This window comes from Bacillus sp. PK3-037 (assembly GCF_054161355.1).
This window is the reverse complement of sequence record NZ_CP096408.1, coordinates 1,374,643-1,398,056: the sequence shown is the minus strand read 5'-3', so window position 1 is coordinate 1,398,056 and position 23,414 is coordinate 1,374,643. Positions and strand designations below refer to the sequence as shown.

General features: G+C 44.0%; 19 protein-coding genes and 1 other annotated feature. Of the genes, 1 reads left to right on the top strand and 18 read right to left on the bottom strand.

Translation table 11 applies throughout. The features are described 5' to 3' along the window. Nucleotides 1-28: 28 nt before the first annotated feature. Genes hemB through hemA form a run of 5 tightly spaced genes read right to left on the bottom strand, consistent with a single transcriptional unit; the run spans nt 29 to nt 4,961 of the window. Nucleotides 29-1,003, bottom strand: a complete 975-nt coding sequence (gene hemB, locus M1D69_RS07140) for a porphobilinogen synthase (RefSeq protein WP_024122369.1) — start codon at nt 1,001-1,003, stop codon at nt 29-31. Next, nucleotides 1,000-1,788 carry a uroporphyrinogen-III synthase gene (gene hemD / locus M1D69_RS07135; protein ID WP_458104155.1) on the bottom strand — a complete coding sequence of 263 codons (789 nt, stop codon included), beginning with the start codon at nt 1,786-1,788 and terminating at the stop codon, nt 1,000-1,002. Before hemD ends, hemB begins: the two co-directional genes overlap by 4 nt. Further along, nucleotides 1,778-2,719 carry a hydroxymethylbilane synthase gene (gene hemC / locus M1D69_RS07130; protein WP_458104156.1) on the bottom strand — a complete coding sequence of 314 codons (942 nt, stop codon included), beginning with the start codon at nt 2,717-2,719 and terminating at the stop codon, nt 1,778-1,780. The genes hemD and hemC overlap by 11 nt, the downstream gene beginning before the upstream one ends. A gap of 36 nt (nt 2,720-2,755) precedes the next feature. After that, nucleotides 2,756-3,586 carry a cytochrome c biogenesis protein gene (locus tag M1D69_RS07125; protein WP_010335178.1) on the bottom strand — a complete coding sequence of 277 codons (831 nt, stop codon included), beginning with the start codon at nt 3,584-3,586 and terminating at the stop codon, nt 2,756-2,758. Nucleotides 3,587-3,593: 7 nt separating this feature from the next. Beyond that, nucleotides 3,594-4,961, bottom strand: a complete 1,368-nt coding sequence (hemA, locus tag M1D69_RS07120; RefSeq protein ID WP_458104157.1) for a glutamyl-tRNA reductase — start codon at nt 4,959-4,961, stop codon at nt 3,594-3,596. Nucleotides 4,962-5,191: 230 nt separating this feature from the next. On the opposite strand from hemA, the gene M1D69_RS07115 reads away from it, so the two are divergent. Beyond that, nucleotides 5,192-5,689 carry a hypothetical protein gene (locus M1D69_RS07115; RefSeq protein WP_458104158.1) on the top strand — a complete coding sequence of 166 codons (498 nt, stop codon included), beginning with the start codon at nt 5,192-5,194 and terminating at the stop codon, nt 5,687-5,689. A gap of 23 nt (nt 5,690-5,712) precedes the next feature. Here M1D69_RS07115 and yihA read toward each other — a convergent pair whose 3' ends face one another. The 13 genes from yihA to ilvB form a co-directional block, all read right to left on the bottom strand. Next, a complete protein-coding gene (yihA, locus tag M1D69_RS07110; protein WP_024122374.1) occupies nt 5,713-6,300 on the bottom strand; it encodes a ribosome biogenesis GTP-binding protein YihA/YsxC in 588 nt (195 codons plus the stop codon). Next, nucleotides 6,297-8,621 carry an endopeptidase La gene (gene lon / locus M1D69_RS07105; protein WP_458104159.1) on the bottom strand — a complete coding sequence of 775 codons (2,325 nt, stop codon included), beginning with the start codon at nt 8,619-8,621 and terminating at the stop codon, nt 6,297-6,299. The genes yihA and lon overlap by 4 nt, the downstream gene beginning before the upstream one ends. Nucleotides 8,622-8,800: 179 nt before the next feature. After that, nucleotides 8,801-10,459 (bottom strand): ATP-dependent protease LonB, encoded by a 1,659-nt coding sequence (gene lonB, locus M1D69_RS07100; RefSeq protein WP_458104160.1) that lies wholly within the window; start codon nt 10,457-10,459, stop codon nt 8,801-8,803. 152 nt (nt 10,460-10,611) lie between these two features. Beyond that, a complete protein-coding gene (gene clpX, locus M1D69_RS07095) occupies nt 10,612-11,874 on the bottom strand; it encodes an ATP-dependent protease ATP-binding subunit ClpX (RefSeq protein ID WP_024122377.1) in 1,263 nt (420 codons plus the stop codon). A gap of 272 nt (nt 11,875-12,146) precedes the next feature. Beyond that, nucleotides 12,147-13,421 (bottom strand): trigger factor, encoded by a 1,275-nt coding sequence (tig, locus tag M1D69_RS07090; RefSeq protein ID WP_059293478.1) that lies wholly within the window; start codon nt 13,419-13,421, stop codon nt 12,147-12,149. A gap of 227 nt (nt 13,422-13,648) precedes the next feature. Continuing rightward, a complete protein-coding gene (gene ddcA / locus M1D69_RS07085) occupies nt 13,649-14,653 on the bottom strand; it encodes a DNA damage checkpoint antagonist DdcA (RefSeq protein WP_059293477.1) in 1,005 nt (334 codons plus the stop codon). A gap of 120 nt (nt 14,654-14,773) precedes the next feature. Then, nucleotides 14,774-15,373, bottom strand: coding sequence for a 3-isopropylmalate dehydratase small subunit (gene leuD, locus M1D69_RS07080; protein ID WP_010335187.1), 600 nt, complete (start codon nt 15,371-15,373; stop codon nt 14,774-14,776). A 12-nt stretch (nt 15,374-15,385) separates the two neighbouring features. Further along, a complete protein-coding gene (gene leuC / locus M1D69_RS07075) occupies nt 15,386-16,804 on the bottom strand; it encodes a 3-isopropylmalate dehydratase large subunit (protein WP_044154095.1) in 1,419 nt (472 codons plus the stop codon). A 51-nt stretch (nt 16,805-16,855) separates the two neighbouring features. Beyond that, a complete protein-coding gene (leuB, locus tag M1D69_RS07070; RefSeq protein WP_059293476.1) occupies nt 16,856-17,953 on the bottom strand; it encodes a 3-isopropylmalate dehydrogenase in 1,098 nt (365 codons plus the stop codon). 20 nt (nt 17,954-17,973) lie between these two features. Continuing rightward, a complete protein-coding gene (locus tag M1D69_RS07065) occupies nt 17,974-19,530 on the bottom strand; it encodes a 2-isopropylmalate synthase (RefSeq protein ID WP_458104161.1) in 1,557 nt (518 codons plus the stop codon). Beyond that, nucleotides 19,517-20,545 carry a ketol-acid reductoisomerase gene (gene ilvC, locus M1D69_RS07060; protein ID WP_024122384.1) on the bottom strand — a complete coding sequence of 343 codons (1,029 nt, stop codon included), beginning with the start codon at nt 20,543-20,545 and terminating at the stop codon, nt 19,517-19,519. The genes M1D69_RS07065 and ilvC overlap by 14 nt, the downstream gene beginning before the upstream one ends. Before the next feature lie 23 nt (nt 20,546-20,568). Beyond that, nucleotides 20,569-21,087 carry an acetolactate synthase small subunit gene (gene ilvN / locus M1D69_RS07055; protein ID WP_105953470.1) on the bottom strand — a complete coding sequence of 173 codons (519 nt, stop codon included), beginning with the start codon at nt 21,085-21,087 and terminating at the stop codon, nt 20,569-20,571. Continuing rightward, the gene (gene ilvB / locus M1D69_RS07050) at nt 21,084-22,808 is read right to left on the bottom strand and encodes an acetolactate synthase large subunit (protein ID WP_458110426.1); all 1,725 of its coding nucleotides are present in this window, start codon (nt 22,806-22,808) and stop codon (nt 21,084-21,086) included. Before ilvB ends, ilvN begins: the two co-directional genes overlap by 4 nt. 121 nt (nt 22,809-22,929) lie before the next feature. Next, nucleotides 22,930-23,179, bottom strand: a binding site (T-box leader). Between the last annotated feature and the right edge of the window lie 235 nt (nt 23,180-23,414).

Sequence of the window (23,414 nt, the reverse complement as noted above, 5' to 3'; positions counted from 1 at the left end):
TGCCTCAACTCCTGTCAACTGAATAAAATTACTCCGCAAGCCATTTCGCTGCGTCTTTTGCATGATACGTAATAATCAGGTCGGCACCCGCACGCTTCATGCTTGTCAAAATTTCTAAGACAATCTCTTTTTCCTTGATCCAGCCGTTCTGAGCTGCAGCCTTCACCATAGAATACTCTCCGCTTACATTATAAGCCACAAGCGGCAATGTAAACTCATTTTTCACATCCCGCATGATATCCATATAAGAAAGTGAAGGTTTCACAATCAGGAAGTCCGCGCCTTCCTCAACATCTGATTGGGCTTCACGGAGTGCTTCCAGACGGTTGGCAGGGTCCATTTGATACGTTTTGCGGTCGCCAAATTGAGGCGTGCTGTTTGCTGCATCACGGAACGGACCGTAAAACTCACTTGAATATTTCACGGCGTAAGACATGATCGGAATATTGATGAAGCCTTCTTTATCTAACGCTTCTCTGATAACCGTCACAAATCCGTCCATCATGTTAGAAGGCGCAATGATATCCGCTCCGGCTTTTGCTTGGCTGACAGCTGTCTGTGCCAATAGCTCCAAGGATTCATCATTCAGGATCTGTCCGTCTTTGACCAGACCGCAATGTCCGTGATCTGTATATTCACATAGGCATGTATCAGCGACGACAACCATCTCAGGGAAGTGCTTTTTAATTTCGGCAATTGCTTCTTGCACAATCCCATGGTCATGGTAAGCTTGCGTTCCGCAATCATCTTTTTCTTCAGGTATGCCAAAAACAATGACGGATTGAATTCCGAGACTGACCAGCTCAGCCACTTCATCCTTTAATAGATCTAAAGATACATGATAAACATCTGGCATTGAAGGAACAGCTTTTTTTCCTTCTAAACCTTCAACGACAAAGATCGGATAAATAAAATCAGATGGATGCAGACGAGTTTCTTTCACCATCTCTCTCATTGCTTTTGATGACCGCAAACGGCGGTGTCTGTTAAATGATTGACTCATATTCTATCTTCCTTTCTAGACATGCGGCACATTAAATCAAGCATGCCGTCAATTGTAAATGTATCAGGCATATACGACATGATTCCGTACGACAGCAGAGCGTCCCTCGTTAGCGGTCCGATGCTGATGCAGGCCGTCTGGTGCGCCGGCCATTTTTTTATTCCTTCTCCCAGAACATGCATAAATGTATGTACGGTTGATGAGCTTGTAAATGTCACATAATCAAATGAATACTGATTCGCGGCATTTTTTAATTCCTCGATGCCGTCTTCATCAGGAACAGTTTCATATACGACCCATTCCTTCACCTCAAAGCCAAGAGGCGTAAGCTCTTTTTTTATCACATCGCGAGATAAATTGCCTTTTATGACCGAAATCCGTTCTGACGGTTCGGCATGCTGCTTAAGAGCGTCCGCCAATTGTTCTGCAATATAGTCATGAGGCATTACATCAACCGATACGTTGTACGATTCTAAACGGCGTGCGGTTTTTTCACCAACAGCCGCAATTTTTTTATGACCGGGAACAATAAGCTGATTTTCTTTCAGATAAGAAAAAAAGAAATCCGCTCCATTTACACTCGTAAACACAAGCCACCCGGGTATGGCAAGATCTTTTCGCACCTGTTCCGCCAGATCATTCGGCAGAGCTCGGCGAAACGTAATCAATGAGGCCAATACCGCTTTTCCGCCAAGCTGCTCCACTTTCTGCCGAAACGATTTTGCCTGCGTCTTATTTCGGGTGACAAGCACTATTTTTCCTTTCAAAGGAAAATCATTTACCATCCTCATCAAGCTCCCGTTTTACGCGATCGATTAAATCTTTAGCGCCTTTATCAGTCATGAGAGCCGCACAGCGCTTACCGACTTCCTCCGAATCGTTTCCTGTGACGGTTTCTTTGAAAATGATTTTTCCATCAGGCGAAGCCACAAGCCCTGTCAGTTCAATTTCATCCTGGCCGTTTATCACCGAGTAGCCGGCGATCGGCACCTGACAGCCGCCCTCCATCGCGTTTAAGTAGGCACGTTCTGCCAGTACAGTCCGTTTTGTGTACTCATCCGTAAACTGAGAAAATAACGTTAAAAGCTCTCGATCGGATTCGCGGCACTCAATTGCAAGAGCGCCTTGGCCAACAGCCGGTAGACAGCGCTCAGGCTCAAGAAATTCAGTTACGACATCCTGCTTCCAGCCCATTCTGGAAAGCCCTGCCGCAGCTAAAATAATTGCGTCATAATCTTCGTTTTCCAGCTTTTGAAGTCTCGTATCTATATTACCTCTAATCCATTTTATTGTAATGTCAGGGCGCTCAATCAAAAGCTGCGCGCTTCTTCTTAAACTGCTTGTGCCGATTACAGCACCTTCCTTCAATTCAGAAAGCTTTACACGATTCTTTGAAATAAGAGCGTCACGAGGATCTTCACGTTCAGGAATACAGCCGATCACAAGGCCTTCAGGCAAAGCGGCAGGCATATCCTTCATGCTGTGAACCGCCATATCAATGTCTTCGTTTAAAAGCGCTTGTTCGATTTCTTTGACAAACAGCCCTTTCCCTCCCACTTTTGACAGGGTAACATCGACAATCCGGTCACCCTTTGTGACGATTTCTTTTATGTCAAAAGCAAAAGAAGGATTGATCTCCTTCAGTTTGCGAATCACCCATTTTGTTTGGGTCATAGCGAGTTTGCTCCGTCTGGAACCTACTTTTATCGTTCTCATTTTTTCTTTCCTCCCGAATCTGCTTGGGCACATTATTTAACTGAACCAATGGAATTGAGACAGGCTTCCGAGCAGAAAATAATTGATCATCAGCACGAGAAAACAAGCCGTATTCCACAGTGCGGCGACCTTCCCCTGAAGCTCTTTAATCAGCCTGATATAGAGATAATAGCTGTACAGAAGCAGGACGACAAACGAACCAAGCACTTTGGCGTCGAACCAATACAGCGTTTCTAGAGACACATACGCCCAAATGACGCCAAGAATCAAACTCAGCAAAAGCATCGGAACTCCGATGACATTCAGAACATACGCCATATAATCAAGCTTAGACAAATCTTCTATTCTCAACAGCCACTTTCCCCATTTTTTCTTTTTTAACAGATGATATTGAAACAAATAGAGCACAGAGAATACAAAAGAAAGGGAGAAAGCACCGTAAGAAAGAATCGCCATTGTAATATGAATCACTAACAGCTCCGATACGAGCTGACCCGAAAAAGCCGCTGACTGCTGCTCCGTCGGTGAAAATGTATGGATGGCGATCATAGCAAACCCTATTACATTTGTAAAAAACACAATAAAATCAACACGCAGCAGCTTTGTCAGTACAAGTGACAGTGTGACAAGCACCCAAGCATAAAAATAAAGCGCCTCCGTCACATTTAATACCGGAAACCGCCCCGTCACCCACATAAAGTAGGCTAAATACACGGTTTGCAGAGTCCAGACAATAGAAAGCAACCAGAAGGCCATTTTCCCAGCCTTCCGGTTGTGTTGAAGAAAATCTATAAAATAAAAGAGTACACTTAATGCGTAAATGACGATTGTCCCTTCATTAAGTCTTGCCATTGCAGTATCAATCATTCAGCTTTCACTCACTTACAAGTGGGGCAAACCCCGCTCTTGATTCAGCCTTCTTATAAGAATGGACCTTTTGGCTGCCTTCAACGCTTTTGATCATTTGCCGGCCCGCAGCTTCTTCTATATCAAAAATCTGCATAAACAAAGCCAGCTTTTCTTCAGAATCAGCCTCTGCCGCAAGTTCTTTCACCTTTAATATCGGGTCGCGGAGCATTTGATTAATGATACTTTTCGTATGTTTATTCAAAAGTTTTTTCTCTCTTGTCGTCAAATGTGGCAGCTTCCGTTCAATGCTGTCCATCGTTTCAGACTGGATAGCCAGCGCCTTTTCACGCAATGCGGAAATGACGGGCACTACACCGAGTGTATTCAGCCATTGTTTAAATTCCACAATGGTTTCTTCGATTAACAGTTCAACCTTCTCAGCGGTTTCTCTCCGCTCTTTCAGGTTCGCTTCTACGATCCCTTCAAGATCGTCTATATCATAAAGGAAGACGCCTTCTAAATCGTTCAAAGCGGGATCCAAGTCTCTTGGCACGGCGATGTCCACCATAAATAAAGGACGGCCCTTGCGAAGCTTATTCGCGTTTTCCATCATTTCTTTAGACACAACAAAATCACTCGCACCGGTAGAGCTGATTAAAATATCGGCTTCTGCAAGCGCGCTTTCAAGCTGATTTAAGCTTCGCGCATCACCGGAGAAACGGTCTGCAAGTTCTTTCGCTTTCAAGTATGTTCTGTTAATGACGGTCACTTTTCCGATTCCCTGTCCGTGCAGATTTTCGGCTGCAAGCTCGCCCATCTTTCCTGCACCAAGGATCAATATATGCTTGCTTGAAAGGTTTCCGAAGATTTTTTTCGCAAGCTCAACGGCCGCATAGCTAACAGACACTGCATTAGAGCCAATGTCTGTTTCCGCATGAGTCCGTTTACCCACTGTAACCGCCTGCTTAAACAACTCATTAAAAATCGTGCCGATCGTTTTTTCTTGCTGAGCTGTTTTGAAGCTGTCGCGCACCTGGCCGAGAATTTGCGTTTCACCGATCACCATAGAATCCAATCCGCAGGCTACACGGAACAAATGCTCAACAGCCGCATCGCTTTCATAAAATCTTAAAAACGGCGACAGGTCTTCTTTGCTTAAGTGAAACCAGTCAGCTAAAAATTTCTTTATATAATAACGGCCGGTATGGAGCTGGTCGACTACCGCATAAATTTCAGTGCGGTTGCAGGTAGATACGATGATATTTTCGAGAATGCTTTTCTCTGCTTTTAGCTGCACCATCGCTTCTGCAAGCTCATTCGGCTGAAAACTTACTTTTTCACGTATCTCAATAGGGGCGGATTTATAATCTACTCCCACAACAAGTATATGCATCGCTTTAATTACACCCCCAACACCCAATCTTTTATTTATAATTATTCTAACATAGAACTCATTATTTATAATAATTATAACATAGTTTCTTTCACAAAATGTGAACAGATTTTAAAATTCTTATGCTATATTAGAAAAAGCTTCACGGAAAAGAAGCATTCCTATTGACAATACCAAAAACAGCAGAAATTTACTACACATCAGCTCTAAAAAACAAGAAGGTGATATGCATGAAACAAAAATCAATTTTATTTCCTTGTCTGCTGCTCGCCGCATCCGTTTACGCATGGCTTGAAAGCGGCCAAGCCGAACTGTTTTCAGGACAGGATCAATGGCCTGTTCTTCTTATGCTGTTAGGCGCAGCCTTTATATACCAAGGAAAAAAAGAAGCTGTCTCCTCCCATTTCTTTATCGGCTTGCTTCTCTTCGGAATCGGTTTGCACTTTTTCGCTAAGCCAAAGTGGACATGGTGGCCGGATGATTTTGAAATGCTTCTCTTCATGGTCGGCTTCTCGCTGCTCGTTTCAACCGTTCAGAAAAAAGAATATGTATATGAAGCCGTTTCGATGATTTGTTTTTCCCTGTTTCTTTACTTTTTCAAACAGATTATGGCATGGCTTCAGTCTGCGCATATTCCCACGGCTCTGCTGAAAGAATATTGGCCGTTTGTATTTATCGGAATCAGTTTATTGTTATTATTGATAAAACGAAAAAAATCTATACGATAAATAAAACCGGCAGAGAGTATTCTCTACCGGTTTATCATTTTTTTGATCACTCCCCAAGCTTCGTCTTTCCCCTTTTTCGTTTCTGAGGAGAAGAGAATCAGCTCGTCTTCCGGATCAATATTTAATGTCTGTCGGACAACCTTCGCGTGTTTGTCCCATTTTCCTTTCGGGATCTTATCCGCTTTTGTAGCGATAATAATAACAGGAATGCCGTAATACTTTAAGAATTCATACATCTGCACATCATCATTAGACGGTGCATGCCGCAAATCAACGATCTGCACCACTGCTTTCAATTCCTCGCGTGTCGTGATGTAGGTTTCAATCATTCTGCCCCAAGCTTCACGCTCGGATTTTGACACTTTGGCAAAACCGTAACCCGGTACATCAACAAAATGCAATTCGTCATTAATAATGTAGAAATTTAATGTTTGTGTTTTTCCCGGTTTTGATGATGTTCTCGCAAGATTTTTACGATTAATCAATGAATTGATAAAAGATGACTTTCCAACGTTCGATCTTCCGGCCAGTGCAATTTCCGGAAGCCCCCCTTCAGGGTACTGTTCAGGTTTAACTGCACTGATTACGATTTCTGACTTTGTGACTTTCATTTCTTCTCTCCTACTAAGGCATGTTCCAAAACTTCGTCTAAGTGGGATGCCAATATAAAGGTGAGCCCCTCTCTGACGCTTTCTGGAATATCCTCTATATCTTTTTCATTATCTTTAGGCGCAATAATGGTCGTCAATCCCGCTCTATGTGCCCCGAGTGCTTTTTCTTTCAGTCCGCCGATCGGAAGCACGCGTCCCCGAAGCGTAATTTCGCCAGTCATTCCGACTTTACGCGATACAGCCCGTCCTGTTAAAGCAGAAACAAGCGCAGTCGCCATTGTGATACCCGCAGACGGACCATCTTTAGGCACGGCACCCTCAGGAACGTGTATATGAATATCATACTTCTCATGAAAGTCAGGTTCAATGCCAAGTTCTTCTGTTTTTGACCGCACGTAGCTGAAAGCCGCCTGAGCAGACTCTCTCATGACATCGCCAAGCTTACCCGTCAGGATCAATTTTCCTTTCCCTGGAGAAAGAGATACTTCGATCGACAGCGTATCTCCGCCGACAGTTGTATAAGCCAGCCCCGTGACGACGCCCACCTGATCTTCCGTTTCTGCTTGTCCGTATCTGAAAATTCGTTTTCCGATAAATTCATGAAGATTTTTCTCCGTAACTGTAATCCGTTTTCTATCTTCAGAAACAATGGCTTTTGCGGCCTTGCGGCAGATGGCGGCAAGCTGGCGTTCGAGGTTTCTCACACCTGCTTCTCTCGTATAATAGCGAATAATATCAAGAATGGCCTGATCACGCAGCTGCAGGTTGCTCTTTTTGAGCCCATGCTCCTTGATCTGCTTCGGAAGAAGGTGATCTTTCACAATTTCAAGTTTTTCCACTTCAGTGTAGCCCGCAATATTAATGATTTCCATTCTGTCTCTAAGCGGTCCCGGGATTGTCGCTAAATTGTTAGCCGTAGCGATAAAGAGCACTTTTGACAGATCAAAGGTCTCCTCAATGTAGTGGTCGCTGAAGGTGCTGTTTTGCTCCGGATCAAGCACTTCAAGCATTGCGGATGACGGATCGCCTCTGAAATCAGAAGACATTTTGTCAATTTCGTCTAATAAGAAGACCGGATTCAGCTTGCCGGCTTTTTTCATGCCTTGAATAATACGTCCCGGCATTGCCCCGACATATGTCCGTCTGTGCCCGCGAATTTCTGATTCGTCGCGCACCCCGCCAAGTGAAATTCTGACAAATTTCCGATCCATACTTTTAGCGATCGATTTGGCCAAGGACGTTTTTCCGACCCCTGGAGGTCCAGCCAAACAGAGAATCGGACCTTTTAAGGATTTTGTCAGCTTCTGAACAGCCAAATACTCTAAAATACGCTCTTTCACTTTTTCAAGTCCGTGATGTTCTTTGTCCAAAAGATGTTCAGCCTCTTTTAAATCAAGCTTATCTTCTGTCTCATCCGTCCATGGAAGAGCGACCAGCCAGTCAATATAATTTCGGATAACAGAACTTTCGGCAGAACTGGACGGAATTTTTTCATATCTGTTTAATTCCTTAAGAGCCGTTTCCTTCACATGGTCAGGCATGCCCGCTTCTTCGATTTTTTCGGTCAGCGTCTGAACTTCACCTGTTTTGCCTTCTTTATCGCCAAGCTCTTTTTGGATCGCTTTCATCTGTTCGCGCAAATAGTATTCCTTTTGCGTACGCTCCATTGAACGTTTGACGCGCTGGCCGATTTTTTTCTCGATCTCAAGCACTTCTTTTTCATTGTTGATAAAATCAATTACCTTGTTCAGTCTGTCTTTGACATCAGCCGTTTCTAATATATCCTGCTTATCCTTTAGTTTAAGAGGCAGGTGAGAAGCAACAATGTCTGCCATTCTGCCCGGCTCTTCGATATCAGTAACCGCGGCATACGTTTCGGCTGAGATTTTTTTAGAAATTTTTATGTACTGATCAAAGTGGTCCAACAAAGTCCGCATCAGCGCTTCGTCTTCTGTATCTTTTGAATCATCTTCATGGATCAGCTGAATGTCTACTGATGTATAATCTTCATGCTCATTGTATTCAATAATCTGAGCGCGCTGTATGCCCTCCACCAGCACACGAATCGTACCGTTCGGAAGCTTCAGCATTTGTTTAATTTTCGTATAGGTGCCGACAGTAAAAATCTCGTCTTCACCCGGTTCGTCTATCGAAATATCCTGCTGAGTGGCTAAAAATATCATATGATCATGCATCATTGCCTGTTCAAGGGCCTGAACCGACTTGTCACGTCCTACATCTAAGTGCAAAACCATTGTCGGGTACACTAATAAACCTCTTAAAGGGAGGAGCGGGATGCTGCGTTTTAATTCTTCTGCCATGTGACTGACACCTCCGTGACTTTAGTATGAACCATTATAATACAACTTTTTCATCCTTGTACAATAAACGGCATGGTTTCATTTTCTATAACACAGTCTCCTCGTAGTATACCCTTTCTTTCTGATCTGAAAAAGGAAAAGATGTCCTTCATGAAAAAAACCCTATTTTTAAAATAGGGTCAGACCGATTCTTTATTCATTTGCATGTTAAACGGTTTTTGTTCAGTAGGCGGATTCACTAAAATTTCATCAAGCACTTCCTGGAACGTTTTCACCGCCACAATTTTGATTCCTTCAATCTGTTTTAAGATCGATTGCTGATTTCCATGCGGGATAATAACTTTTTTGGCACCGGACTGTTTTGCCGCTTTAATTTTCGGAATCACGCCTCCAATCGGTTTTACAAGTCCGTTTAAACTGATCTCGCCTGTCATGGCCACCGTGTTATCGATCGGAATTTTATGAACGGCTGAAAAAATTCCCGCCGCCATGGCAATACCTGCCGACGGCCCGTCAATCGGAATGCCGCCGGGAAAATTAATGTGGATATCATAGTCTGAAGGCTTCATTCCCATTGTACGCAGTACGGTCAGCACATTCTCAACCGAGCCCTTTGCCATGCTTTTCCGGCGAATTGATTTTGACTGGCTGCCGATGCTTTCTTCTTCTGCTATTCCGGTAATGTTAATTGATCCTTTATCCTGAGCCGGTGTTACGTTCACTTCGATTTCCAGCAGCGAACCGCTGTTAGGGCCATACACTGCAAGCCCGTTTACGATGCCGATTTGCGGTGCAGAGCCGATTTTCTGCTCGTGCTTAGGGGTAAGCTGGCTGGAATGAATCACCCATTCTATATCCTCAATGGTGATGTCCTTCCGATCTTCAGTCACCGCCATTCCCGCCGCGATTTGAATCATATTGACGGCTTCCCGGCCGTTCCGCGTATAGCTGGTCAGCAAATCAAGCCCCTCTTCAGAAATATTCTTTTCAATCTTATCCACTGCTGTTTTGGCAACTGATTTCAGCTCATCTTTCTCAAGCTCGCGGAAAAATACCTCTAAACAGCGGGATCGGATTGCAGGAGGGATTTCATTGGGCATTCTTGTTGTCGCACCGATCAGACGAAAATCAGCCGGAAGCCCATTTTGAAAAATGTCGTGAATATGGTTCGGTATTTGTGTATTTTCTTCGCTATAATAAGCGCTGTCTAAAAAGACTTTCCGGTCCTCAAGCACCTTTAGCATTTTATTCATTTGAATAGGATGCAGCTCCCCAATTTCATCAATAAACAATACACCGCCGTGGGCATGCGTGACAGCCCCCTGCTTCGGCTGAGGAATACCCGCCTGTCCCATCGCTCCGGCCCCTTGGTATATCGGGTCATGTACAGAACCAATGAGCGGATCGGCAATTCCTCTTTCATCAAATCGAGCCGTTGTTGCATCGAGTTCCACAAAAACAGCCTGCTCTTTAAAAGGTGATTGCTTATGTTTTTTGGCTTCCTCTAACACAAGCCTTGCAGCAGCTGTTTTTCCGACTCCCGGCGGTCCATAGACAATGACGTGCTGGGGATTCGGTCCGCACAACGCCGCTTTTAACGCTTTAATCCCGTCTTCCTGACCGACGATATCTTGAAAGCTTTTAGGGCGCACCTTTTCAGATAACGGTTCGGACAGACTGATAGCCCGCATTTTGCGCAGCTGCTCCATTTCCTTCTTTGATTCCTTATCTATCGTGACTTTTTGTGTCCTTTGATTTTTAAGCAAATTCCAAAAATACAAACCAATGATAATCCCAAAAAACAGCTGAATAAATAAAGCGATCCCTGTCCAACTCATGGTGGTCCCTCCTGAAAAACAATTTATGTATCCAATTCATTCCTCTGATTGCTAGTATCTCCCACAAAAGAGGGGAATAAACGTTTTCCGGAAGAGTTTACACAACAAAAAAACCTCCTGAATGTTACCACTCAGGAGGTTCATTTTCATTTTTAAGCAGACGTTTTGTCTTGGCTAACCTCAGTACCGTCCTTTAACAAAAGGCGAGGCGGTTCTCCATGCGTTACAGTCGCCCCAGTAATCACACATTTTTCAATGTCATCACGGGAAGGCAGGTCAAACATCACATCAAGCATAATGCCTTCAATGATGGAACGGAGTCCGCGTGCTCCAGTCTTACGCTCAATTGCTTTTTTAGCAATTTCAGACAGCGCTTCTTCTTCAAACTCAAGCTCAACATTATCAAGCTCAAGCATTTTCTTGAATTGCTTCACAAGAGCGTTTTTCGGTTTTGTTAAGATTGCAACCAACGCTTCTTCGTCAAGCTTTTCAAGGCTTGCAATAACCGGAAGACGTCCGATAAATTCAGGAATTAATCCGAAACGGAGCAAGTCTTCTGGAAGCACTTTTGAAAGAAGGTCTTCTTTCTCCAGATCTGCAGCCTTATTATCTGAACCGAAGCCAATCACTTTTTGTCCTAAACGGCGTTTGATGATTTGTTCGATACCATCGAAGGCACCGCCGCAAATGAACAAAATGTTTGTTGTGTCAATTTGAATAAACTCTTGATGAGGGTGCTTACGTCCACCTTGAGGCGGCACGCTCGCCACAGTTCCTTCAAGAATTTTCAGCAATGCCTGCTGCACGCCTTCACCTGACACATCACGTGTAATAGACGGGTTTTCAGACTTTCTTGCCACTTTATCGATTTCATCAATATAAATAATGCCTTTTTCCGCTTTTTCCACGTCATAGTCAGCAGCTTGGATGAGTTTCAAGAGAATATTCTCTACATCTTCACCTACATATCCAGCTTCTGTCAGGGACGTAGCGTCAGCAATCGCAAACGGCACATTTAAAATACGGGCTAAAGTTTGCGCAAGAAGGGTTTTACCGCTTCCTGTCGGGCCGATTAATGAAATGTTACTTTTCGAAAGCTCGACATCGTCCACTTTGCTGTTGGAGTTGATGCGTTTGTAATGGTTATATACAGCAACAGCAAGTGATTTCTTCGCCTGATCCTGACCGATTACATATTCATTCAGAATTTCACGAATTTCCTGCGGCTTCGGCACATCTTTAAATTCTACTTCTTCTTCTGTTCCGAGTTCTTCCTCCACAATTTCAGTGCAGAGTTCGATACATTCGTCACATATATATACACCAGGTCCAGCTACAAGCTTACGAACCTGATCTTGTGTTTTTCCACAGAACGAGCATTTTAATTGTCCTTTTTCCTCGTTGAATTTAAACATTCTTTCACCCCTTAATCTTGTCTCACTTTTTCTTTTACCGGCAGAGCAAAAGAAAATGATTCTTGAAACGAAACGAGTATGTATTGCATTTTACCATACTTTCCAAAAAGACGGTAACATTGTGTTTCTGACTTGCACATTCTATATGTATGACAAAAAAACAGCCTGCATTAACTATATTGCCCCAAGAAAAAGAGATATATCATAATTGTACAAAACAAGGCACGAATGATTCGCGCCCTGTTTTATTATTACTATTATTATGCACCATATTAACGGTTTTCTACAAGAAAATCAATTGCTTTGCGAACTTTTAAATCTTCTTTCATCGCGTCAGTAGAACCGATGGCTTGTTTGATATTTTCAACAGGCATGTTGTATGCTTCAGCCATTTTAGAAAGCTCAGCATCAACTTCCTCATCTGTTACTTCAAGGTTTTCCGCTTTCGCAATCGCCTCAAGAGTCAGGTTAGATTTTACGCGTTTTGCAGCATCTTCTTTCATTTGCTCTTTTAACGCAGCTTCGTCTTGGCCTGAGAATTGAGTGTAAAGCTCAAGGTTCATGCCTTGCATTTGAAGACGCTGTTCGAATTCTTTCAGCATGCGGTCAAGCTCAGTGTCGATCATCGCTTGTGGAACATCGATTTCAGCGTTTTCAGAAGCTTTCAGAACAAGCTCTTCACGCAATTTAGCGTCAGCTTCGTTTTCTTTTGCTTCTTCTAAACGTTTCTTCGTTTTTTCAGTCAATTCAGCAAGTGTTTCCACTTCTTCATCGATATCTTTTGCGAATTCATCATCAAGCTCAGGAAGCTCTTTCGCTTTGATTTCGTGAATTTTCACTTTGAAGACAGCTGGTTTGCCGGCAAGATCTTCAGCGTGGTACTCTTCAGGGAATGTTACTTCAACATCCTTCTCAGCACCTGCTTCAAGGCCAACTAACTGATCTTCGAAGCCAGGGATGAATGAACCTGAACCCACTTCAAGTGAATAGTTTTCAGCTTTTCCGCCTTCGAATGCTTCGCCGTCAACGAATCCTTCGAAGTCAAGAACAACTGTGTTTCCTTCTTCAACAGCGCCTTCTTCTTTTACAACAAGCTCAGCTTGACGCTCTTGAAGCGCTTTTAGTTCGTTTTGAACATCTTCGTCAGTTACAGCTGTGTCGTCTTTTTCGACGCCTAAGCCTTTGTATTCGCCAAGCTTCACTTCAGGTTTCACTGTTACTTTTGCAGTGAAGATTAAGCTTTCGCCTTTTTCGATTTTTTCAACATCGATTTCAGGACGGTCTACAGGCTCGATTCCAGCTTCTTCAACCGCTTTAGGGTATTCTACAGGAAGAAGAATATCCAAAGCATCTTGGTAAAGAGCTTCTACGCCAAAGCGCTGTTCGAATAAACCGCGAGGAATTTTCCCTTTACGGAATCCAGGAATTGAAACTTGCTTAACTACTTTTTTAAATGCATCATCAAGTGCCGTTTTAAATGTTTCAGCATCAACTTCAACCGTTAAAACGCCTTCGTTGCCTTCTTGTTTTTCCCATTTTACAGACATGTGTTTCCCTCCAAAAATCTATTCAGGTTGTGTCGGTCTTCCATTCTAAAGCAATCATTCGGCTTCGTCCATCAAAAACGAAGCTGCCAAAGATCAGAATCATTATGTATCCATTTTAATAATGAACTGCAAAGCCTGTCCAACCGTATTTCTTATAACCCGTTATACACAAATACAACCATTATATTATAACATAACACATAACGCTTTCAACTATATGGCGTGATTTACAAATAAGAAATTTCTTCAATATCTTTAATCATTGTGCACGCTTCATCAAGTTCTCTGTCGGTAAACTCATACATCATATGCAGCTCTTCTCTTTCAATCTCAATCCCATGCATTTCATAACCGACTTTATGCAGGGCCGCCGCCCAAAGATCTGCAGACAGCAATTTTGGCTGAAATGGATATAAAACATACAAATGTCTTCTCCACAGTTCTTCTACCGCTGCATACAGGGTTGGATTTTCATTCCCCAGCGTTTCATCCAGCACACGGAGAACGCGGTGCAAAATCGGGGAGGCGTCAGGCGGGACAGTCTCGCTCGGCTCGATTGTCATGGAGTCGCCGAATTTTGTAATGTGGACCGGTTTGCTGTAGTCGTGTTCCGCCAGTAACATCACGATCATCGTCTTGATAATCGGGTGAGCAGCGGGATCTTCAAGAATTGTTTTTAACAGCCCCGTATACTTCGCTACATTGCGGTCTTTCAATGAATGGATCAAATTCATTTGTTCCTCTGGGCTGGCTAACACTTTCTCCGTGTCGATCACATCTTCATACTCTTCGGCCCAAGCCTCGTCTTCTCGCTCTGGGTCGGTCATTTTGCGGCTGAAATCAAGCAGCTTATAAAATTGCTCGGCGCTTTCCGCAGGCAGCTGATTTTCCTCCAGGACGGCTTCAATCGTGCTTTTTACTTCTTCATATTTCTTAAGCTGAATTAAGATCGTCATGTATACTTGTAAAACCGTAAAATACTGGCCGTATCCTTCTTTCAGCATCTTTTCGCATACACGTTTTGCCTCTTCCAATTCGCCCAGTTCCAAAAAGCAAATGGCCATGCCCAAGTGAAGATCTGATTCAGTATCATCATATTTCATTGCTTCTGAAAACAGTTCCAGCGCCTCTTGATACTTTTTCTCCTTCAGCGAGGACATTCCTTTTTCCACCAGACGGTCTTTCAGATGAGGAAAAGGAATAATTTTTGCGTTTTTCTTGTCATGCGTCATACCTATATTCCTTTCAGGCATTTATTTTGTTCAAGTGTATCAACACCCGTACACAAAAACAAGAAAGGAAAGGTTCTGACAGGCAAAAAAAGCTGCCGACAAATTGCCGGGCAGCTTTTTTTAAGCTTGAAGCCAAGAGCTTCTCTGCGACTCAAATTGCTTAATTTCATCTTCAAGTAAAAGCGTTAATGAAATTTCATCATAGCCATTGATCAGCATTTCTTTCCAATGCGGATCGACTTCGAATGAGATCTGATTGCCTTCGCTGTCATGAATAAGCTGATTTTCAAGATCGACTGTCATTTGCAGTGACTGATTTTCGTATTGTCCGACAAGCTTTTTCCAATTGTCATACGGCATGCGAATCGGCAGCATGCCGTTTTTAAAGCAGTTTTGGTGGAAAATATCAGCAAATGACGGTGCGATAATGATTTTAAAGCCGTAATCATCAAGCGCCCACGGAGCGTGTTCACGCGATGACCCGCAGCCGAAGTTTTCTCCCGCTATTAAAATGGACGCCCCTTCATAAGCCGGCTGGTTCAGTTCAAATTCCGGGTTCGGTTCACCATTCGCATCGTATCTCCAGTCAAAGAATGCAAAACGGCCGTAGCCCGTTCTTTCAATTCTCTTCAGAAATTGTTTCGGAATGATCTGGTCTGTATCAACATTAATACGATTTAATACGGCCGCTTTCCCCGTATGTGTTTTCAAAGGTTCCATCTCGTGCACTCCTTACACAACTGTTTTTTCCTGATAAAACTTTCTGACATCCACGAAATGACCGTGAATAGCGGCCATCGCAGCCATCGCAGGGCTGACGAGATGTGTTTTCGCACCTTTTCCTTGTCTGCCCTCAAAGTTACGGTTAGAGGTTGACGCACAGCGCTCTCCTTCAGGAACAACGTCATTATTCATGCTCAAACACATGCTGCAGCCTGATTCTCTCCATTCAAATCCAGCGTCTAAGAAGATCTGATGAAGCCCTTCCTTTTCAGCCTGAAGTTTTACGCTCTGAGATCCAGGCACGACGATTGCTCTAACACTTTCAGCCACCTTTTTTCCTTTGATCATATCGGCAGCCTGGCGGAGGTCAGTCATGCGTGAATTTGTACAGGAACCGATAAATACGTGCTCCACTTTAATGTCTTCAATTTTCTGATGAGGAGTCAGCCCCATATATTCATAAGCGCGTATCGCTTCTTTTTTGTCGTCTTCCGCTGAAAAGCTTTCCGGCGCCGGAACTTCAGAATCGACAGGAAGAACCATCCCCGGGTTGATACCCCATGTCACCATAGGAGAAATTTCATTGCCGTCAAGCACAATTGATTTATCGTAAACAGCGCCTGGATCAGTGCGCAGCGCTTTCCATTCTGCTACGGCTTTATCAAATTCTTCTCCTTTTGGCGTATACTTGCGGTTTTTGCAATATTCAAATGTCACTTCGTCAGGCGCAATCAAACCTGCTCTTGCTCCGGCTTCAATTGACATGTTGCAAACGGTCATCCGCTCATCCATCGTCATGTTTCTGAATACTTCCCCAGTGTATTCAATAACGTAACCGGTGCCGAATTTCACGCCGTATTTACCGATAACAGCGAGAATGACATCCTTTGCTGTTACCCCTTTTTGCAGTGTCCCGTCTACACGCACCTCAAGCGTTTTCGGACGCTGCTGCCAGAGTGTCTGTGTAGAAAGAACATGCTCAACCTCACTCGTTCCGATTCCAAATGCCAAGGCGCCGAATGCACCGTGAGTTGAAGTATGGCTGTCGCCGCATACGATCGTTTTTCCCGGAAGCGTTAAGCCAAGCTCAGGCCCGACTACATGAACAATCCCCTGATCTACGCTGTGAAGATCGGCAAGGCGTACGCCAAACTCTTCGCAGTTCCGCTCAAGCGCTGTCACTTGGCGTTTTGCAACTTCATCCGTTATCTCAAAGCGATTGACGGTTGGAATGTTGTGATCCATCGTTGCGAATGTATTTTGCGGTCTTCTGACCTTTCTTCCCTTTTGTCTCAACCCTTCAAATGCCTGAGGGGATGTCACTTCATGGATAAGATGCAAATCAATATAGAGAAGATCCGGTTTTCCCTCACCATGTTTTACAATATGCTGATCCCAAATCTTTTCGATGATCGTTCGAGGCATCATCTTTATTTCCTCCCTCTACCTATGAACTAAGACCGCTTACACCATAAGCTGTCACACGTTAGAAATTGTATTTTCACTCATCAATGCCGTCTTTACTTCCTCTGTAATGGCCTGAGTGCTGCTGTATTCTTCGCCTCTTGCCAAGTCTCTTGTTCTTTTTCCGGACGTAAGAACCTGATTGACTGCATCTTCTACAGCTTTCGCTTCTTCTTCAAGCCCGAAAGATGTTCTCAAAAGCATTGCCGCTGATAATATCGCCGCGAATGGATTCGCCATCCCTTTCCCTGCTATGTCAGGTGCTGAGCCGTGTACAGGCTCGAACAGATGGAGTCCTGAGCTTGATAAGCTGGCTGACGGAAGCATCCCGAGAGAACCTGTTAGCATGGACGCTTCGTCGCTTAAAATGTCACCAAACATATTTTCAGTCACCACGACATCAAATTGGTTCGGTGCATAAATCAGCTGCATAGCCGCGTTATCAACGAGCATATGCTCAAGTTTCACATCAGGATATTCTTTTGCGACGTCTTCAGCCACTTCCCGCCACAGCCTGCTTGATTCAAGAACGTTCGCTTTATCAACAGAGGTAACCTTGCCTTTTCTGGCAGCCGCCATTTTAAAGCCCTCTCTGATCACGCGTTCAATTTCTTCCCTCTTATAAAACAGTGTGTCTACCGCTTCTTGCTCACCTTCACTGTTTACATAGCGTTTGCTCGGCTGGCCGAAATACAAACCGCCTGTCAGTTCACGAACGATAACGAAATCAACGTTATCAATATATTCTTTTTTCAAAGGCGAAGCGTCAGAAAGGCTTTCAAACACTTTCACAGGCCGTAAATTCGCAAACAGGTCAAGCTGTTTTCTAATGCTGAGCAGACCTTTTTCGGGTCTCAGTTCCGAAGGGTTTTGATCCCATTTCGGGCCGCCGACAGCACCTAGCAAAATAGCATCAGCCTTTTTACAAATCGCAATGGTTTCCTCTGGGAGAGGGTCGTTGTGTTCGTCAATTGCCGCTCCTCCAATAAGGCCGTATTCAAATTCAAATTCATGGCTGAAGCGTTCGGCAACACTTTTCAGCACGTCTGTCGCTGATTCTAATACTTCAGGGCCGATCCCGTCTCCGGGCAATAGAGCAATCCGTTTCTTCAAATTAACCGTTCTCCTTTCTTTTATGATCCGACAGCTGTATGGTTTTGCAGTCCGTTCATATTAGACTGGAAAACCAATTGACGGTTGACTGCGTTCAGATAGGCTTTCGCCGAAGCTTCTAATACGTCTTGCGCTATGCCCCGCCCTGCTGATTCTTTTCCGTTTACTACTACTCTTACATAAACCTGGGCAAATGCGTCTTCGCCTTTTCTATTGGACTGAATGCGGTAGTCTAAGAGCTCCACATCTTTATCGATACAGCGTTCAAGGGTATTGTATATCGCTTCCACGCTTCCGGCTCCTGTTGCCGCTTCCTGAATAAGCTGGGCGTTTTCTTGATTTTTCAAAGAAACCGTAGCCGTAGGGACCTGAGATGTTCCATAATGGACTTGCAGAGAAAGAAATTCATACCCAATCTTGCGGTCTGTTACTTTTTCTTCTAAAATAAGAGAGACAAGATCCTCATCAGTGATTTCTTTTTTCTTCTCAGTCAACTCTTTAAACATCGTAAAAAACTTATTAATCTCTTCACTATTAAATTGGAATCCCAATGCAGTCAGCCGGTCTTTAAATGCATGGCGTCCTGAATGCTTGCCTAGGACAAGCGCATCTGCCGTTACACCGACAAGCTCTGGTGAAATAATTTCGTACGTTGATTTTTCTTTTAAGAAGCCGTCCTGGTGGATGCCTGATTCATGAGCAAATGCATTGTCGCCCACTACCGCTTTATTTCGCGGAACAGCCATACCTGTGAACTTGCTTACTAAATCACTAGTGCGTTTTATTTCATTTAGCGTAATGCCTGTTTCGACTTGATAGAAATCTTTTCTGATATGAAGGGCAACTGCAATTTCTTCTAATGCAGCGTTTCCGGCTCTTTCACCAATCCCGTTAATCGCACATTCAATTTGATCGGCGCCATTTTCGATCGCTGAGAGAGAATTGGCGACTGCCATTCCCAAATCATCGTGGCAATGAGCTGACAGCTTCGCTTGATGAATGTTTGGAACGTTCTCTTTCATATATTTAAAGATATTCCCGTATTCTGCCGGAGCCAAATAGCCGACTGTATCCGGAAGGTTGATGACACCAGCCCCTGCGTCAATCACTTTTTCTACGATTTCCGCTAAAAACGGCAGTTCAGTTCGGCAGGCATCTTCAGCAGACCATTGAACAATCGGGAAACGCTCTTTTGCGTATTTCACCATTTCAACCGCTCTTTCGATGACCTGTTCACGCGTCATTTTCAGCTTGTGTTTTAAATGAATGTCCGATGTGGCAATGAATACGTGAATTCTCGGCTGAGCACCGTCTTTTAACGCTTCCCATGCAGCATCAATATCACCTTTTACACAGCGGGCAAGACCTGTCACAGAACAATTTTTTATGGTTCTTGCGATTTCCTGCACAGCTAAAAAGTCACCTCGGGACGAAGCGGGAAATCCCGCTTCAATGATATCTGCCCCGAGTCTTTCGAGCTGCTTTGCTATGGCAAGTTTCTCCTGTGTATTTAAGTTTACTCCAGGGGATTGTTCACCATCACGAAGCGTCGTATCGAAAAAATTAATTTTGCGCAACGGAAACCACCGCTTCCTTCTTCTTGCCTTGTTTGACAAACGGCATCATTTCACGAAGCTTTCTTCCCACCACTTCGATTTGATGTTCGTTTTCGCTCGTATTGATTGCGTTGAAACGAGGACGGTTTACTTGGTTTTCTACGATCCATTCTTTTGCAAATGTTCCGTCTTGGATGTCTTTTAAGACTTCTTTCATTGATTCTTTTACTTTTGCGTCTACAACACGCGGCCCGGATACGAAATCTCCCCATTGAGCAGTATCAGAAATAGAGTATCTCATGCCTTCCAAGCCTTCTTCATACATAAGGTCAACGATCAATTTCAGCTCATGAAGACATTCAAAGTATGCAAGTTCCGGCTGATAACCAGCTTCAGTTAATGTTTCAAATCCAGCTTTTACAAGGGAAGTTAATCCTCCGCAAAGTACAGCTTGCTCACCGAACAGATCCGTTTCTGTTTCTTCTTTAAATGTCGTTTCCAAAACGCCTGCTCTTGCTCCGCCGATTCCTTTTGCGTATGCCAAAGCTTTATCTTTCGCTTCACCTGTCACATCCTGATAAATCGCGAACAGCGCCGGTACGCCTGCTCCTTGCTCATATGTTCTTCTAACCAAATGTCCAGGACCTTTAGGCGCTACCAAGAATACGTCAACATCTGCCGGTGGAACAATTTGGTGGAAATGAACGTTAAATCCGTGAGCGAAGACCAATGATTTGCCTGCAGTCAGCTCATCTTTGATTTCAGCTTCATATACTTTTTGCTGCTGTTCATCCGGAAGAAGAACCATAATGATCTCAGCCTGAGCCGCAGCTTCTTTTACTGAAAATACTCGATGTCCGTCTTCTTGCGCCTGAGTGAAAGATTTTCCTTGTCTGACACCGACAATCACGTCAATTCCGCTTTCTTTCAGGTTCAGCGCGTGTGCATGCCCTTGTGAGCCATAACCGATAATCGCTACTGTTTTTCCAGCCAATACGTTCTCTTTGATATCACCGTTATAATATACTTTTACCATTTCAATCTCTCCCTTGTTTTGTTTTATACAATAGATATTGTTTTATTGGATGACGCCTTTTGCTGAGTGCCCCTCGCAAAAGCCGTTGTACCTGTTCTCGCAATTTCTTTGATCCCATACGGTTTTAGCAATTCAATCAGCGCTTCAATTTTGTTAGATTCGCCAGTCACCTGTACAACGATGCTGTCTCTGCTGACATCAACGACAGAAGCTCTGAACGGCTCTATCATTCCGTGAATCTCTGTCCTCGTTGACGGTGCGGAAACGACCTTTATTAAGGCCAGCTCCCTTTGGACAATTGATTGATTTGTGATGTCAGTGACTTTCAGCACATCAATTTGTTTGTTAAGCTGTTTTGTCAGCTGTTCAACATCATTTTCTCCTTCGACGTGAACGACAAAGGTAATTCTGGAGACGCCGCTTGTTTCTGTGTGTCCAACTGTAATGCTTTCAATGTTGTAGTGTCTTTTTGTGAATAGACCGGTGATCCGGTTTAACACGCCGGAGCGGTTCACCACAGTCAATGTGATAATTCTTTTCAAGGTTTCACCCCCACCATTTCATGCAGCCCTTTCCCCGGAGCCACCATCGGGAATACTTTTTCTTCGCTGGCAACTCGCACGTCAATGACAACCGGTTCTTTTGAAGTTAATGCCTCTTCCAGCTTTTCTTTTGCTTCCGCCTCTGATGAAATTCTCATGCCCTTAATGCCGTATGCTTCTGACAATTTGACAAAGTCAGGCTGAGAAGCGAATTTAGATTCTGAATAACGTTCTTCATAGAAAATTTCCTGCCACTGTCTGACCATTCCGAGACAAGCGTTATTTAAAATCACGACTTTGACCGGAAGATTCAATTCACGAATGACATCGAGTTCTTGAAGCGTCATTTGAAAACCGCCGTCTCCGAGAACCGCGACTACAGTAGCATCTTTATCTGCCAGCTGTGCGCCAATCGCTGCCGGAAGGCCGAATCCCATCGTTCCAAGTCCGCCTGATGTGACCCATTTATCTGCTTTTTGGAACGGATAGAATTGCGCTGACCACATTTGATGCTGGCCGACATCCGTTGCGACAATAGCCTCGCCATTTGTAAATTGATGAATATATTCAATCAGTTTTTGAGGTTTAAAGCCTTCTTCTTCATTGTCTACGTACCAGAGCGGATACTCTTCTTTCCACTCGGCAAGCTGTTTTTTCCATTCGCTTGAATCGCCTTGTTTGCCGTTTTGTTTGATCAGCTCTTGCAGGACAACTTTGCTGTCGCCGACAACCGGAATCTGTGTTTTCATGATTTTTCCGATTTCAGCCGGATCAATATCAATGTGGGCAATCTTTGCGTTTCTCGCAAAATGCTTCAGGTTTCCTGTGACGCGGTCATCAAAACGGGCGCCGATACTGATTAAAAGATCACAGTCATGAAGGGCCATGTTCGCTGTATAAGTGCCGTGCATACCCGCCATCCCCAAGAAAAGCGGATGGTCTGCCGGGAAACCCCCAAGTCCTAAAAGCGTGTGTACAACTGGAAGTTGCTGCTGCTCGGCATAATTTTTTAATTCTTCTGACGCTTTTCCGTGCAATACGCCCGCACCCGCTAGGATAACCGGTTTCTTTGCGCTGCTTACGGCTTCCACAAGCTTGCGGATCTGCAAATAATTCGGCTCCGTTGTCGGCTGATATCCCGGGAGATTCATCTCGTGATCATAGCTGAATTCCCCTTCAATTGTTGCAACATCTTTCGGAATATCGATTAGTACAGGTCCCGGTCTTCCCGTTGTCGCAATATGGAATGCCTCTTTAATGATGCGCGGCAAATCTTCCGGCTGGCGGACCTGGTAGCTGTGTTTTGTAACCGGCATTGTAATTCCTAAAATGTCCGCTTCCTGAAAAGCGTCGCTGCCGATAACGGAGGTTGCCACCTGCCCTGTAAAGACGACTAAAGGCAGTGAATCAATCATGGCATCCGCAAGTCCAGTAACAAGGTTTGTCGCTCCCGGGCCTGATGTCGCAATAACGACCCCTGGTTTTCCAGAAACTCTCGCGTATCCTTCTGCTGCATGAATGGCGCCTTGCTCGTGTCGGGGAAGGATATGTACCATTCCTGAATTGTACAGTTTATCGTAGATCGGAAGTACAGCTCCGCCCGGATAACCGAATATCATTTCTACTTTTTCTTTCTTTAATGATTCAATCAGCATTAACGCTCCGCTCATCGTCTGTGTACATTTGGCAGATGCTGAATCCACCTGTACATTAGTCCCCATTTTTAGTTCCTCCTTTTGGATGTTCATCCTCTAAAGATCATCATTTATTAGCTTTATAGCTGATTATTCAATAAAAAAAGCCCTTCCGCCCACAATCAGCCGCGCAGTGAATGCGATAGCCAAAAGGGGCGAAAAGGCTCTTCTTTCCGCGGTACCACCCTTGTTTACGGCCTTTCATACGGCCGTCTCATGGATATTCCTATCCGTTTTAATAACGAGTAAACATCATCGTTCACCCGGCCAAGTCCTACTGTGATTTCAGACTGGCACTCTGAGGCGAGTTCACCTTGTAAAGCTTCGCCGGTTCTCAGCTAATCCGGTTCTCTGTGGAAATCTTTTTCAAGGCTACTTATCCTCATCTGCGCTTTTCATATTCAGTCTCTTGAACAGCTTTTCTGCCGTCCAAGAAGATCGTTTGTTTTTTATTTTTCAGAATCATATTGCAATCATTTGTGCTTGTGAAACTTGCGTTTATCTTTTGTTGAACTCATATTACGCCGCTTTGGACGCAGTGTCAACAGCATTTTTTAAAATTATTAGACAATTTAGATTAATCAAACTATACTGTATACGCTTTCATTATTGGTATATAAGGAATTTCAAAAG